The sequence below is a fragment of the Streptomyces sp. NPDC001351 genome, from assembly GCF_042896045.1.
Classification (GTDB): domain Bacteria; phylum Actinomycetota; class Actinomycetes; order Streptomycetales; family Streptomycetaceae; genus Streptomyces.
The window spans coordinates 37852-51319 of record NZ_JBIAWS010000011.1 but is presented as its reverse complement, the minus strand read 5'-3'; the positions used below and the strand labels follow the sequence as shown (position 1 = coordinate 51319).

Below are 13468 nucleotides of genomic sequence, written 5' to 3'. Positions count from 1 at the left end.
CCGGCATGGCAGTCACACCCGTCGAACTGGCGGCCGCCCGGCTCGCCGCCGCATTCGCCGAGGGACGGCCCGTGGCCCCGGTACGCGATCTGCTCGGTACCCAGGACGTCGACGCCGCGTACGCCGTACAGCAGGAACTCACCCGCAGCAGAGTGGACAGCGGTGCGGTCGTCGTCGGCCGCAAGATCGGCCTGACCTCCCCGGCCGTCCAGCGCCAACTCGGCGTCGACCAGCCTGACTTCGGGGTGCTCTTCGCCGACATGGACGTCTCCGCCGAGGCCGAGGTCCCCTCCGGCAGGCTGCTGCAGCCCAAGGCCGAGGCGGAGATCGCCTTCGTCCTCAAGGAGGACCTGGCCGACGGCGACCTGGACCCGGCGCAGGTGCGCGCTGCGGTCGACTACGCCGTGGCCGCGCTGGAGATCGTCGACAGCCGTATCGCCGACTGGGACATCTCCCTCACCGACACGGTCGCCGACAACGCCTCCAGCGGACTGTTCGTGCTGGCGGAACGCCGCCTCACGCTGGACGAGTTCGAGCCCCGCGAGACCGTGATGCGGCTGTACGCCGACGACGTCCTCGTCTCCGAGGGCAACGGCGCCGCCTGCCTCGGCGACCCCCTGAACGCGCTGGCCTGGCTCGCCCGGACGGCCCGTGACCTGGGTGACCCGTTGCGCGCCGGACAAGTCGTCCTCTCCGGCGCGCTGGGCCCGATGGTCCCGGCCCCGCCCGGCACCCGGATCCGCGCCGAGATCAGCTCGCTCGGCGAGGTCACCGCCGCATTCTCCGAGAAGAGGGACGCATGACTTCCCCCAAGACGTCGAAGACCAAGGTCGCCATCATCGGGTCGGGCAACATCGGCACCGACCTGATGATCAAGATCCTCCGCCTGTCGGACACCCTCGAAGTGGCCGCCATGGTGGGCATCGACCCGGAGTCCGACGGCCTCGCCCGCGCCGCCCGACTGAAGGTCCCGACGACCCACGAGGGCGTCGAGGGCCTGATCGCACTGCCGGACTTCGACGACATCGAAATCGTCTTCGACGCGACCTCGGCCAGGGCCCACCTGGCCAACGCCCACCGGCTCGCACCCTTCGGAAAGCGGCTCATCGACCTCACCCCCGCCGCCATCGGCCCGTTCGTCGTCCCGCCCGTCAACCTCGACGAGCACCTGGCGGCCGGCGCGGACAACCTCAACATGGTCACCTGCGGCGGCCAGGCCACCATCCCCATGGTCGCGGCCGTCTCCGCGGTGACCGACGTCCACTATGCGGAGATCGTCGCCTCCATCGCCTCCAAGTCGGCGGGGCCGGGCACGCGCGCCAACATCGACGAGTTCACCGAGACCACCTCCCACGCCATCGAGAGCGTCGGCGGAGCGGCCCGCGGCAAGGCGGTCATCGTCCTCAACCCCGCCGAACCCCCGCTGATCATGCGAGACACCGTCTTCTGCCTCATCGGGGACGCGGACCACGACGCCATCCGAGCCTCCGTCAAGGAGATGGCCGAGCGGGTCGCCCAGTACGTGCCGGGCTACCGCCTCAAGCAGGAGGTGCAGTTCACCCCGATCGCGGAAGGCGAGCCCGTGCACACCCTGCTCCCCGAGGGCGCGGGCCCGGTGACCACCCGTGTCTCGGTGTTCCTTGAAGTCGAGGGCGCCGCCCACTACCTGCCCGCCTACGCCGGAAACCTCGACATCATGACCTCGGCCGCCCTGCGCACCGCCGAGTCGATCGCCCGACACAGCACCACCGTCACCGCGGAGGCCTGCCGATGACTCACCGGCTCTACATACAGGACGTGACCCTGCGGGACGGCATGCACGCCATCCGGCACCGCATCGATCCTGCCGACGTGGGCCGCATCGCGGCCGCCCTCGACGCAGCCGGCGTCGACGCCATCGAGGTCGCCCACGGCGACGGACTCGCCGGCGGCTCCCTCAACTACGGCCCGGGCAGCCACACCGACTGGGAGTGGATCGAGGCCGCGGCGGACGCGATCGACAACGCCGTCCTCACCACCCTCCTCCTGCCCGGCATCGGCACCATCGCCGAACTGGAGCGCGCCTACGCCCTCGGCGTCCGCTCGGTGCGCATCGCCACCCACTGCACCGAGGCCGACATCTCGGCCCAGCACATCGCCAAGGCGCGCGAGCTGGGCATGGACGTCTCGGGCTTCCTGATGATGAGCCACATGGCCGAGGCGCCCCAACTCGCCGCGCAGGCAAAGCTCATGGAGTCCTACGGCGCCCAGTGCGTCTACGTCACCGACTCCGGCGGCCGCCTCACCCTGGACGGTGTACGCGAACGGGTCCGCGCCTACCGCGACGTACTCGACGAGAGCACGCAGATCGGCATCCACGCGCACGAGAACCTCTCCCTGTCGGTCGCCAACAGTGTCGTCGCCGTCGAGGAGGGCGTCACCCGCGTCGACGCCTCCCTGGCCGGACAAGGAGCGGGTGCCGGAAACTGCCCCATCGAGGCGTTCATCGCCGTGGCGAACATCCAGGGCTGGAAGCACGGCTGCGACCTGTTCGACCTCCAGGACGCCGCCGACGACCTGGTCCGCCCCCTGCGCGACCGCCCCGTGCAAGTCGACCGCGAGACGCTCACCCTCGGCTACGGCGGCGTCTACTCCTCCTTCCTGCGCCACGCGGAGATCGCCGCCGAGCGCTACGGCGTCGACGCCCGAACCCTCCTGCTGGAAGTCGGCCGGCGCGGCCTGGTCGGAGGCCAGGAGGACATGATCGTGGACATCGCACTCGACTTGATGTCCAACCCGGCCACCAGGCCCGTGAACTGACACGGAGGTCCATCAGGCCGGCGTTGCGGTCGCTGTGCACGGCCAGTTCAACCAGCGGGGACCGGGTGCGAAAGGCGCGCACGACGCGGGCAGCAGGGATGCGGCGATGGCGGGGAAGGTGCCGATTTGCAGGCCCGCCGCAACGCCACGCAGTCCGCGCGCTCGGCGGCGGTGATCTGAAACGCCTCGCACATCGTGGTCGCCCGGAGGGCTGGGATCTCGACTGAAGCCGTTGTCGTCGCCGTTCCGCGATCCTTACAACCTGGCGATCCAATCCGTCACGACGCGCAGGGCGTCGGCGTTGTTTTTCTCAATGATCATCCCGTGGCCGTTGCCGTGCACGCCGTGGTCGGCGAGGCGCACCAGCGCGACGTCGCAGCCTGCCTGCTCGAGGAACGCGACGAGGTGGCCGTCGAAGTGCACGAACGGCGACGCGGGCGCGCTGACGACCGCAATCGGGAAACGGCTGAGGTTGGCAAGCCTGCGCGCCGGCTCCTCCTGGAGGGTCATCGGGATCCCGCCGTCCGCGGGCGGCTCGTGCGTCACCAGCCGCAACTCGTCGGCACTCACCGCCGGTGGGTCGAAGGTAAACGGGGCGGAGGCGATGCCCCACGTCAGGTCGAGGCCGGCCTCCGGCATCTTGAGGAACGGCGGGCCGAGGACCTCGAGGGCGACGAAGGCCTTGACGAGGTGCGGCCGCGCGTCGGCGGCCAGGAACGCGCCTGGACCGCCCGCCGAGTGCGCGACGATGACGGCTGGGCCAATGCGGTCGAGCAACGCGGCCAGCCGCGCCTGCTCGAGGGAGTGCATCTCGGGTTGGTTGGCGAGCACCGGGCCGCTCGAGGCCAGCCACTGGTCGGACAGAGGATCGTCGAGCTTGCGGGCACCCGGCCACTGCGTATGCAGGTGCGCGGTCGGATGCGAGCCGGGACCCTCGGTCGGCGGCACGAAGATCGGCTCCAGGAACTCAGTCCCAAGGACCGGGCTCATCGGCCCGAGAACGTCCGGGTGGTGCGGCGACCGTCCGTGGCCCGGCCGATCGACGACGTATACGGCGTAGCCCTGATCAACCAGGAGCGGGGCCCAGCCCGGCCGGCCGTCGGGCGTCGTCAGGTAGTCGAGCCCCTGACCGCCGCCTCCATGCACGAGCACCAGCGGCACCGGGAAGCGTCTTTCTTCCGGCTCGTACCACTCGACGTACATCGGCCCGCGCAGCACGGTTCCCAGCGGTCCCTCGACCCGCTCGCCGCCGACCCAGAACGACCCGCGGCGACCAGACGCCGTCCAGCCGTGATCCTCACCCATGTTGTTCCTCCCGAGCACTGCGTCCCTGTGTGCGAGATCGGTGGCTACCCGACTCTGTACGTCAGGCTACCTGACACTCTACCGTGACCGGCATGACGACAACCGGAAACATCGACACCATCACCGACAGCGAGCTTCAGGCGGCCCGAGAGCGCTACCGCGTCGAACGGGACAAGCGACTGCGGCCTGATGCCAACGACCAGTACATCGAGGTCACTGGTGAGTACGAGAGCTACGTCGCTGACCCCTACGTCGAGCCCGGCTTCACCCGCGACCCCGTCGTTCGCGATGTCCAGGTCCTGATCATGGGGGCGGGGTTCAGCGGGCTGCTCGCCGCAGCGCGTCTGCGCGACGCCGGCATCGATGACTTCGCCATCATCGAGAAGGCCGGCGACGTCGGCGGCACCTGGTACTGGAATCGCTATCCGGGCGCGCAGTGCGACATCGAGAGCTACATCTACCTCCCCCTTCTGGAGGAAACGGGCTACCTCCCGATCGAGAAGTACAGCCGCGCGCCCGAGATCCGACAGCACGCCATCCGGATCGCCCAGTTCTACGACCTCTACCCCCGGCTGCTGTTCCAGACCGAGCTCCGCGAACTCCGCTGGGATCCCACCGACTCGCGCTGGCACGCGAGCACCGACCGTGACGATCGCATCAGCGCCCGTTACGTCATCCTCTCCAACGGGCCGGTGAACCGCCCGAAGCTGCCCGGCATCCCGGGAATCACCACCTTCACCGGCCACACGTTCCACACCAGCCGCTGGGACTACGCCTACACCGGGGGCGATGAGGGCGGAGGCCTCGAAGGCCTCGCCGACAAGCGCGTCGCCGTCATCGGCACCGGCGCCACCGCCATCCAGTGCGTGCCCCACCTCGGCCGCTACGCAGAGCACCTGTACGTCGTCCAGCGGACTCCGTCCGCCGTGGACGTCCGGGGCAATCGGCCCACCGATCCCGAGTGGGCGGCCACGCTCAAGCCCGGTTGGCAGCGCGAGCGGATGCGCAACTTCAACGCGCTCGTCAACCCAGCCTCCCTCTTTCTCGGGTCCGCTCCGAGCGAGGACCTCGTCGCCGACGGCTGGACCTCCCTGTTGGGCAGCACCATGTCGGCGAGCCTCGAGGCCGCGCAGTCCGGTGCCACCGGCGACGACGTCGGTGTCGCCTACGAACGCGCCGACCTCGCCCACATGAACCGGATCCGCCGACGCGTCGACGAGATCGTCGACGACCCTGACACGGCAGAGAAGCTCAAGGCCTGGTACCGGACGTTCTGCAAGCGCCCGACCTTCAACGACGACTACCTGCCCACCTTCAACCGACCCAACGTCACCCTTCTGGACACCGAGGGCCGAGGCGTCGAGCGCGTCACCGAGCAGGGGATCGTCGTCAACGGCGTCGAGTACGAGGTCGACTGCATCATCTTCGCCACGGGGTTCGAGATCGGCACCAACTACACCCGCCGATTCGGGTTCGAGATCATCGGACGAGACGGCGCCACGCTCTCGGCGCACTGGGCCCAGGGGCCGCGCACCCTCCACGGCTACTACAGCGACGGCTTCCCGAACTGCTTCTTCACCGGCCTCAACCAGAACGCCTTCACCCCGAACTTCTGCCACATCCTCGACGAGCAGGTCGAGCACATCACCAGCGTCTTGCTCGAGGCCGAGCGCCGAGGCAGTCACAGCGTCGAGCCCACCGCCGACGCCGTTGAGGGCTGGGTCCAGGAGATCGCCGCGACCCAAATGCCCTTCACCACCGAGCTCCAAACCACATGCACCCCGGGCTACTACAACGGCGAAGGCGCCACTGGGAAGGGGAAAGGGCTCCTCGAAGGGCTCTACGGGTTCGGGTCCGACGCCTACTTCGAAGTCGTCCGCACGTGGCGCGAGAACGGCATGCCCGGTCTCGCCTTCGCCCGACGCGACACGGAGGTGAGTCCAAATGCCGACTGAGCTTCCGCCCAGTCCCCGCACACCAGCCTTCGTGCAGATGCTTGCCGGCTGCTGCGTCCCAACCCGTACATGTCGCGCTGCCGGCGCAAGCACGGCACGACGTTCTCGCTGCGGATCCTCACGCAGTCGCCGATCGTCGTCCTCAGCGGCCGGCACCGAGGCCGGTCACCACGGCATCGGCCTGCTCGTCGTCGAGCGCGGCATGGAGGGTTTCGGGCGCGGCCGCAACCTCGACAAGATCGGGCTGCACGCCCAGGACACCTACCCGAATGTTCGTCGACGACCGCGTGCGTAAGCACGTCGCCGGCCGGCTCGACGCCGTCGGGGCCTCGCAGGCGAAGTACTGGGCCACCGAGCTGCAGAACAAGCTGGTCAACCAGGGCGTCCAGCTGCACGGCGGCTACGGCTACATGCTCGAGTACCGCCTCGGCCGGGCCTACCTCGACGGCCGGATCTCCACCCTCCACGGCGGCACTACCGAGATCCAGAAGGAGATCATCGGCCGCTCGCTCGGCCTCTGAGCCGGCCCCCACCGCTATTCGGAAGGAACACGATGGACTTCAACCTGCCCGAGACCGCGCTGGCCGTGCGGGACGGCGTACGCGCTGTCGCCGCCAGGTACGACCACGCCTACTGGTCGGAGTGCGAGGAGGCGCACCGTTTTCCCACCGAGGTGTTCACCGACCTCGGGAAGGGCGGCTGGTTCGGACTCAACATCCCCGAGGAGTACGGCGGCGGCGGCCAGGGCCTGCTCGAGGTCGCCGTCGCCAACGAGACCCTGTGCGCGTCCGGCGGCGGCGCCGGCACCTTCTTCTACGTGACGACACCCGGGTTCGGGGCGACCACGCTGGTGCGGCATGGCACCGAGGAGCAGAAGAGAGAGATCCTGCCCGGGATCGCCGCCGGCGACGTCCAGTTCTGCTTCGCGCTGACCGAGCCGGACGCCGGCAGCAACGCCATCGAGATCACGACCTCGGCCCGTCGAGAGGGGGACGACTTCCTGATCAAGGGTCAGAAGGTCTGGATCTCCAACGTCGAGAACGCCGACTGGATGGTCGCGGTGACCCGCACGATCCCGGCAGCCGAGGCGAAGCAACGCTACGCCGGCTTCACGCTGTTCCTCATCGACGTCAAGGAGGCGCTCGCCGCGGGCTCGCTGACCTACACGCCGATCCCCAAGATGGGGAGCAACATCCTCTACTCGAGCCAGGTGTTCTTCGACGACGTCCGCGTGCCCGCCCGCAATGTCATCGGCGAGCTCGACCACGGCTTCAAGGTGCTCTGGGACGTGCTCAACCCCGAGCGGATCCTCGCCGCCGCCGGCGGTGTCGGCACCGCCGACGCGGCACTCGCCTACGCCGTGCAGTACGCGACGGAGCGGGAGGTGTTCGGCCGGCCGATCGGCGCCAACCAGGGCCTCCAGTTCCCCCTCGCCCAGATCAAGGCGAAGGCGGAGCTCGGCCGGCTGATGACCTACAAGGCCGCCTGGCTCTTCGATCAGGGCCTGCCCTGCGGCAACGAGGCCAACGTCGCCAAGCTCACAGGCGCCCAGGTGGCGTGGGAGGCCGCCGACCAGGCCTTCCAGACGCTCGGCGGCATGGCGTACTCCAAGGAGTACCCGGTCGAGCGGTGGCTGCGTGATGCCCGCATCGGCAAGAACATCCCCGTTGCCGAGCAGCTCGTCCTCGCGCACATCGGCACGTCGATGCTGGGGCTGCCCAAGTCGTACTGACGCCCGCCCCTCGCCCTGTGGTCGGCGGCGGAGGGTGACCGCCCGGCGTGACCCTGTCGAACCTCGGCTCCTGTGCCATCGGAGCGAGGATCGACAGCGTCGCGTACCAGTACCGAACCCTCCTCATCCCCGCCGTTCAACGAACTCCCTCCAAGACACCGCCATCGCAGACGCCACCGTCAGACGGGACCCGAAAGGCGCCGAGGAGGCAATGCGGCGCCACCCTCGTGTCCGGGCCCGTCACATGGCAAACCTCTGCGACTCAGACGCCGACGAAGCCGCGGCGACGTGCTCAGCGTCGACCCCTCGCACAGAGTTTCTGCTAGCCTGAAACTGCTCTTGGTGGCCCCGTGATGCCAAACAGGAAGCAGGCCAGTGCGGATGAGTTTCAGGTGCTCTTAAACTGTCGCTCGTTCGCGACGCGATGGGAGGGCTTGACGGTGGCAACCGAGGGCGACGTCCTGCTGGTAGGCAGCTTGCCGTTCGACAGCGCGGTGGAGCTCGCCCGGCGATACCTGCCCGCCTTCGGCGTCGCGTCGGCGTGCGGCTTCGGCCGCGTCTCGCGCGAAGAGCTGCCGGCGATCCCGCAGGCCCATCGCGACTGCGCAGTCGAACTAGAGCGCGCCGAGGTAGCGCCAGGAGCGAGCGCATCATGAGCGCCGTCAGGGGAGTAGCGGCCGGTGCGAGCGGGGCGCTCCAGCACGATGAGCTCGCGAGCGACAGCACCCCGGCGACGGCCGAGCCAGGGATCTCGTATGCGATCGGGCGGCTGCAGACGCTCGTGTTCGCCGCCATCACTGAGCGCGTCGCCCCATACGGCCTGACCACCTTGCAGTTCACCTCACTCAGCGTGCTGAACCGCCACGGGACACCGCTCTCGAACTCGCAACTGGCGCGGCGCTCGTTCATGACGCCGCAGTCGATGCACGAGGTGATCAAGCGCCTCGAAGGCGAGGGCCTGATCAAGCGCGACCCGCACCCCGATCACGCCCGCAAGCTGCTCGCAACGCTGACTGCCAAGGGCCGTCGCGTCCTTGCCGAGTGCGAGGCCGCGGTGGCGGAGTGGGAGGAGGCGTTGCTCGAGGGGTTCAGCGAGGAGGAACGCGCGGCGTTCCTGAGAATGATCAAGTGCGCAGTCAATAACGTCCACGGCGGCTTCGAGGATCCGGGGCCGGCAGCGCAGGACCGCCGCTGATGCCGAACCTGCCGGTCTGAGAGAGCTTCGAACCGCTCAGCGCCGAGTTCCTCTGCGACCCGTTCGCAGTGATGCAGTTGCTTCCGCTCGACGACGAACCGGTGTTCTACGCGCTGTCGCTCATGCCTTGCGTGGGGACGGCCGGCGCTGGAAGTGGCCTTTACACCATGCGGAGCAGATGATCGCCTACTGCCGCTACGTAACTGCGCCAGTTCGTCGCGGCCAAACCGAACCAGCGGATGGACGATCTCGCGAGCGCCCTCCTCGGCATCCACGACGAGGACCTCAAGGCCCTGACGCAGGAAGAGGTCGCCTCGATCCTGTTCTCACTCAGCTTCGAGGAGCCCGCGCGGTGGCAGCAGCTGGTCGACTACCCGGATCTCATCCCCGGCGCTGTCGACGAGATCCTCCGGCGCGACCCATCCGTTTCCGTCTGGCGACGCGTCACCAAGGCGCCCGTGACGCCTGGAGGGGTGGATTTGCCCGTCGGAGCAAAGCTCTATCTCTGGCTGGCCGCTGCCGGCCGGGACGCGAGCGCCTTCCCAGACTCCGACCACTGCGAACCCGAGCGAGACAACTCCCGCCCCACCTTGGCCTTCAGGTGCGGGATCCACTTCTGTATCGGCTCCGCGCTTGGGCGGGCGGCTCGTGCCGGAGCAGGACATCCGCTACCACCCGAGCATCTCCTTCCGCGGGCCTCGGCGTCTCATGATCCTGACGTAGGCCTGGAGTATCAGGCTCCCTGATGTATTATTGTCAGGCGACCTTACACACAACGGGAAATGACGATGACCACGACCGGCACCGCAGGGACCGGCCTGCATACCGACGTCATGGGGCTCGCCGCCCACGCGGGCGAACCCGTTGCAGGAGACCCGAATCGACTCGAGGTGCCGCGATGAACATGTTGGACGGCGTGCTGCGCGACCTCGCCGAGGAGAGCGAGTGGCTCGACAGCTACGTGACCGGACTCCCCTCCCGCGCGTGGTTGACGGTCACGACCCCGGAAGGATGGACGGTGGCCCACCAAATCGGCCACCTGCACGACACCGACCTCCTCGCGCTCGCAGCGGTCGTCGATCCAGAAGCGTTCGCGAAGGAGGCCCGCGCCGCGAGCGACGACCCCGTGAAGCGCATCGACACGGGTGCCGACGAGCTGGCGCAACTGGGTCGTGACGAGCTGATGACTCGGTGGCGGGCCGGCCGTGCCTCGCTCGCCTCCGCGCTCGCGGATGCGGCTGAAGGGCGCAGGATCCCGTGGTTCGGGCCGTCCATGGGCGCTGCATCCATGGCCACGGCGCGCCTCATGGAGACCTGGGCTCATGGGCATGACGTCGTCGAAGCGACCGGCGGCACTGTTGTCCCCACTCCGCGGGCGCGTCACGTGTGCCACCTCGGCGTGCGCGCGCGTGACTTCGCTCACGCCTCGAGGGGCGAGCTGCCTCCCGAGGTGGACGTTCGCGTCGAGCTCACTGGTCCCGACGGCGACCTGTGGACGTGGGGCGACCCGTCGGCCACCGACCGCGTGACCGGACAAGGGCACGACTTCGCGCTGCTTGCCACCCGACGGCGGCACCTCGACGACGTCGATGTGCACGCCGAGGGCCCGACGGCGACTCACTGGCTCACGCTGGTTCAGGCCTTCGCTGGACCAGCGGGCAACGATCCGCTGCGACTGGCTGATCGGTACCCCTCCGACCGCGATACGGCCCCTGCTCTAAAGAGGGGCAGGATCCGCACCGCACGTGGCGCACGGGGGTCAGGCGACGGGTAGGACGATCACGCCCCTGCCGCGAACCTTGCCCTCATCCGGCCTGGCGGTGCACGGTCGCGAAGTCGCTGAGCGGTACGTGCCGCGCGATGTCGACCGTGAGGCTGCCGGAGTCGACCAGTGATGCGAGCTTCGAGACCACGACTGCGTCGGCGCGCATGAAGATCGTCTCGGCTCGGACGCCCCGGGCGAGACCAGATGCGCGCACGAGTCCGGACTCCGATCTGCGAAGGACCCACACCATGAACGCCCAGCTTCCGCGCACCCTCTTCGACGACGACCACAACGCCTTCCGGGCGGTCGTGCGAGAGTTCGTCGAAGGTGAAGTCGTCCCGCACTTGGACCGTTGGGCAGCCGACGGCAGCGTCGATCGGAAGTTCTACCAGGCAGCCGGTCGTGTCGGGCTGCTCGGCCCAGCCGTACCCGAGCCGTACGGTGGCGGCGGAGTCGACGATTTTCGGTACAGCATGGTCATCACCGAGGAACTGTGCCGCGTGGGCGCGAACGCCGTATCGATGAGCATCGGCGGCTTCAACGACCTCGTCGCGCCGTACCTGTGCGGTCTCGGCACTGAGGAGCAAAAGCGGCGCTGGCTGCCCCGAGCCTGCTCCGGAGAGCTGGTCACCGCGATCGCGATGTCCGAGCCCGGTGCGGGCAGCGACCTGCGGGCGATACGCACCTCTGCGACGCCCGACGGCGACCACTACCGTCTCACCGGCGCGAAGACCTTCATCAGCAACGGCATCCTCGCCGACCTGGTGGTCGTCGCCGCCAAGACCGGCCCCCCGCGCGACCGGGACGGGATCAGCCTGTTCGTCGTCGAAGGCGACATGCCCGGCTTCACCCGCGGCAGGAAACTTGCCAAGATCGGGCTGGACGCCCAAGACACCGCGGAGTTGTTCTTCGACGACGTACTCGTACCCCGCACCAACCTCCTCGGCGACGAAGGGCGCGGCCTGTCATACCTGATGCACAACCTGGCGACCGAGCGGATCAGCGTGACCGTCGCCGCCATGGCGTCCATGGAACGCACCTTGCACCACACGCTGGAGTACACCCGGCAGCGCCAAGCCTTCGGCCGCGCCGTGGCCGACTTCCAGCACAACCGGTTCGTCCTCGCCGAACTGGCCACCCAGATCCAGGTCGCCCGCGTCTTCGTCGACCGCTGCGTAACCGAGCTCGTCGCCGGCACCCTGACCCCAGAGACCGCGGCAATGGCGAAACTGTGGACCACGGAACTTCAGCAGACCGTGGTGCAGCGTTGCCTGCAGCTGTACGGAGGCTACGGGTACATGCGCGAGTACCCGATCGCCCGTGACTTTCTCGACGCCCGGGTCACCACTCTCTTCGCCGGCACGAGCGAAATCATGAAAGAGATCATCGCCCGATCATTGCCGTGATCACCTGTGGCGTGGAGACATCGCCTTTGAGGAGGCAATGGGGCGATGACGAGGAGCTGGCGCCCGCCATGAAGCAGGACCCCCTGCACGATGCCGGTGCAGACATCGGTACCGGAGCCGCCCCACCACCTGCTGGTCGTTGACGATGCGCTCGACTACACCGATCTCGCCGAGTCGGCGACGCGCACGGTCTTCATCTCCAAGGCAGCGGATGTCCCGGGGGGCCTGGAGGTCCTGCGGAGCGTCGACGGCCCGAGCGCCCAGAGCTACGCCTTGGAGCGACGGATGACCGACAGTCACCCACCAGAGCAGCAGTTCCGTCCCGCCTCGCCCACCGGGCGGGTCATGATTCAGAAGGAGTGCACCACGTGGATCTCTCAGGCAAGGTAGCGATCGTCACGGGAAGCGGCCGCGGCCTCGGACTCGCCTACGCCACGGAACTCGCCCGCTGCGGCGCCGCCGTCGTTGTCAACGACGTCGACGCAGATGTGGCCGAGGCCGCGGTCTCGACGATCGCCGACATCGGCGGTAAGGCCGTGGCGGAGGTCGTCCCTGTCGGCACGCAGGAAGCCGCGCAGGCACTCGTCGACCGCGCCGTCGCTGAGTTCGGTCGCCTCGACATCCTGGTCAACAACGCGGGAATCCTGCGCGATTCGACGCTCTGGAAGATGACCGACGAGGCGTTCGACGCGGTGATTACCACCCACGTCCGAGGGACCTTCACCTGCACCCGGGCTGCGGCGATTCGGCTGCGCGAACAGGGCGACGGTGGCCGGATCATCTGCATCGGCTCCCCGACCGGCCAGGTCGGCAACTTCGGCCAGACCAATTACGCCGCCGCAAAGGCCGGCATCGTGGGCATGGTGCGCACCTGGGCGATGGAGCTGGCTCGGGCGAACATCACCGTCAACGCCGTCGTCCCGGTCGCGGCCACCGCGATGACCGAGACCGTCCCGTTCGTCCAGCCCTACATCGAGGCCCTCAAGGAAGGCCGGGCGTTGCCGCGGTACGCACGCGAGCAGCTCGGCTTCGGCACCCCGGAGGACGCGGCCGGGCTGGTCGCCTTCCTGGCCTCGGACGCCGCCCGCGACATCACCGGGCAGGCCATCGGCATCGGCGGAGACCGGCTGTCCCTGTGGAGCCATCCGACTGAGGTCGTCGTCGAGTTCGCCGACGGCACCGGCTGGAGCGCCGACGACATCGCCGCAGCCTGGCCCGGGAAGTACGCCGCGGCACACCAGACCGTCGGCCAGCAGGTCGAGCCTTCGTCCGAAGGGCAGGCCCAGTGACTGCACAAGGGCCAGTTGCCGC

14 protein-coding genes and 1 pseudogene are annotated in these 13468 nt (G+C 68.7%); 13 read left to right on the top strand and 2 right to left on the bottom strand.

Annotated features, from left to right (window positions below; genetic code table 11):
* Positions 1 to 5: 5 nt before the first annotated feature.
* Genes ACFY1U_RS34710 through dmpG form a run of 3 tightly spaced genes read left to right on the top strand, consistent with a single transcriptional unit; the run spans position 6 to position 2799 of the window.
* Positions 6 to 803: a 2-keto-4-pentenoate hydratase gene (locus ACFY1U_RS34710; protein WP_030928114.1), complete on the top strand. Its 798-nt coding sequence runs from the start codon at positions 6 to 8 to the stop codon at positions 801 to 803.
* Positions 800 to 1774, top strand: a complete 975-nt coding sequence (locus ACFY1U_RS34705; protein ID WP_389085284.1) for an acetaldehyde dehydrogenase (acetylating) — start codon at positions 800 to 802, stop codon at positions 1772 to 1774. The genes ACFY1U_RS34710 and ACFY1U_RS34705 overlap by 4 nt, the downstream gene beginning before the upstream one ends.
* Positions 1771 to 2799 carry a 4-hydroxy-2-oxovalerate aldolase gene (gene dmpG / locus ACFY1U_RS34700; protein ID WP_389085281.1) on the top strand — a complete coding sequence of 343 codons (1029 nt, stop codon included), beginning with the start codon at positions 1771 to 1773 and terminating at the stop codon, positions 2797 to 2799. The genes ACFY1U_RS34705 and dmpG overlap by 4 nt, the downstream gene beginning before the upstream one ends.
* Before the next feature lie 255 nt (positions 2800 to 3054).
* Here the strand turns inward: dmpG and ACFY1U_RS34695 are convergent, their stop codons facing one another.
* The gene (locus ACFY1U_RS34695; RefSeq protein WP_389085279.1) at positions 3055 to 4104 is read right to left on the bottom strand and encodes an alpha/beta hydrolase; all 1050 of its coding nucleotides are present in this window, start codon (positions 4102 to 4104) and stop codon (positions 3055 to 3057) included.
* A 92-nt stretch (positions 4105 to 4196) separates the two neighbouring features.
* On the opposite strand from ACFY1U_RS34695, the gene ACFY1U_RS34690 reads away from it, so the two are divergent.
* The 7 genes and pseudogenes from ACFY1U_RS34690 to ACFY1U_RS34660 all read left to right on the top strand — a co-directional run bounded on the left by ACFY1U_RS34690 (position 4197) and on the right by ACFY1U_RS34660 (position 10760).
* The gene (locus ACFY1U_RS34690; RefSeq protein ID WP_389085276.1) at positions 4197 to 6059 is read left to right on the top strand and encodes a flavin-containing monooxygenase; all 1863 of its coding nucleotides are present in this window, start codon (positions 4197 to 4199) and stop codon (positions 6057 to 6059) included.
* A gap of 157 nt (positions 6060 to 6216) precedes the next feature.
* Positions 6217 to 6580, top strand: a pseudogene (locus tag ACFY1U_RS34685) (acyl-CoA dehydrogenase family protein); the annotation flags it as partial.
* Positions 6581 to 6612: 32 nt separating this feature from the next.
* The gene (locus ACFY1U_RS34680; RefSeq protein ID WP_389085274.1) at positions 6613 to 7791 is read left to right on the top strand and encodes an acyl-CoA dehydrogenase family protein; all 1179 of its coding nucleotides are present in this window, start codon (positions 6613 to 6615) and stop codon (positions 7789 to 7791) included.
* 353 nt (positions 7792 to 8144) lie between these two features.
* On the top strand, positions 8145 to 8447 hold the full coding sequence (locus ACFY1U_RS34675; RefSeq protein ID WP_389085271.1) for a hypothetical protein: 303 nt from the start codon (positions 8145 to 8147) through the stop codon (positions 8445 to 8447).
* Entirely contained in the window at positions 8444 to 8986 is a 543-nt protein-coding gene (locus ACFY1U_RS34670; RefSeq protein ID WP_389085269.1) for a MarR family winged helix-turn-helix transcriptional regulator, read from the top strand. The genes ACFY1U_RS34675 and ACFY1U_RS34670 overlap by 4 nt, the downstream gene beginning before the upstream one ends.
* 239 nt (positions 8987 to 9225) lie before the next feature.
* Complete coding sequence (locus ACFY1U_RS34665) at positions 9226 to 9732, top strand: cytochrome P450 (protein ID WP_389085267.1); 507 nt, start codon at positions 9226 to 9228, stop codon at positions 9730 to 9732.
* A 170-nt stretch (positions 9733 to 9902) separates the two neighbouring features.
* Positions 9903 to 10760: a TIGR03084 family metal-binding protein gene (locus ACFY1U_RS34660; protein WP_390698086.1), complete on the top strand. Its 858-nt coding sequence runs from the start codon at positions 9903 to 9905 to the stop codon at positions 10758 to 10760.
* 31 nt (positions 10761 to 10791) lie between these two features.
* On the opposite strand, the gene ACFY1U_RS34655 is transcribed toward ACFY1U_RS34660, so the two are convergent.
* Complete coding sequence (locus tag ACFY1U_RS34655) at positions 10792 to 10965, bottom strand: hypothetical protein (RefSeq protein WP_389085262.1); 174 nt, start codon at positions 10963 to 10965, stop codon at positions 10792 to 10794.
* 34 nt (positions 10966 to 10999) lie between these two features.
* Here ACFY1U_RS34655 and ACFY1U_RS34650 point away from each other — a divergent pair, with 34 nt between their 5' ends.
* From ACFY1U_RS34650 to ACFY1U_RS34640, 3 genes are all read left to right on the top strand, one after another.
* Positions 11000 to 12157, top strand: coding sequence for an acyl-CoA dehydrogenase family protein (locus ACFY1U_RS34650; protein ID WP_389085259.1), 1158 nt, complete (start codon positions 11000 to 11002; stop codon positions 12155 to 12157).
* Positions 12158 to 12247: 90 nt separating this feature from the next.
* Positions 12248 to 12547 carry a hypothetical protein gene (locus ACFY1U_RS34645; RefSeq protein WP_389085257.1) on the top strand — a complete coding sequence of 100 codons (300 nt, stop codon included), beginning with the start codon at positions 12248 to 12250 and terminating at the stop codon, positions 12545 to 12547.
* Entirely contained in the window at positions 12517 to 13446 is a 930-nt protein-coding gene (locus ACFY1U_RS34640; protein ID WP_389085254.1) for an SDR family NAD(P)-dependent oxidoreductase, read from the top strand. Before ACFY1U_RS34645 ends, ACFY1U_RS34640 begins: the two co-directional genes overlap by 31 nt.
* Positions 13447 to 13468 lie beyond the last annotated feature (22 nt).

Excerpts from the sequence above, each read along its gene's own strand:
- dmpG (WP_389085281.1), top strand. The coding sequence starts at position 1,771 with ATGACTCACCGGCTCTACATACAGGACGTGACCCTGCGGGACGGCATG.
- ACFY1U_RS34675 (WP_389085271.1), top strand. The coding sequence starts at position 8,145 with ATGCCAAACAGGAAGCAGGCCAGTGCGGATGAGTTTCAGGTGCTCTTA.
- ACFY1U_RS34705 (WP_389085284.1), top strand. The coding sequence starts at position 800 with ATGACTTCCCCCAAGACGTCGAAGACCAAGGTCGCCATCATCGGGTCG.
- ACFY1U_RS34645 (WP_389085257.1), top strand. The coding sequence starts at position 12,248 with ATGCCGGTGCAGACATCGGTACCGGAGCCGCCCCACCACCTGCTGGTC.
- ACFY1U_RS34680 (WP_389085274.1), top strand. The coding sequence starts at position 6,613 with ATGGACTTCAACCTGCCCGAGACCGCGCTGGCCGTGCGGGACGGCGTA.
- ACFY1U_RS34650 (WP_389085259.1), top strand. The coding sequence starts at position 11,000 with ATGAACGCCCAGCTTCCGCGCACCCTCTTCGACGACGACCACAACGCC.
- ACFY1U_RS34665 (WP_389085267.1), top strand. The coding sequence starts at position 9,226 with ATGGACGATCTCGCGAGCGCCCTCCTCGGCATCCACGACGAGGACCTC.
- ACFY1U_RS34710 (WP_030928114.1), top strand. The coding sequence starts at position 6 with ATGGCAGTCACACCCGTCGAACTGGCGGCCGCCCGGCTCGCCGCCGCA.
- ACFY1U_RS34670 (WP_389085269.1), top strand. The coding sequence starts at position 8,444 with ATGAGCGCCGTCAGGGGAGTAGCGGCCGGTGCGAGCGGGGCGCTCCAG.
- ACFY1U_RS34690 (WP_389085276.1), top strand. The coding sequence starts at position 4,197 with ATGACGACAACCGGAAACATCGACACCATCACCGACAGCGAGCTTCAG.
- ACFY1U_RS34695 (WP_389085279.1), bottom strand. The coding sequence starts at position 4,104 with ATGGGTGAGGATCACGGCTGGACGGCGTCTGGTCGCCGCGGGTCGTTC.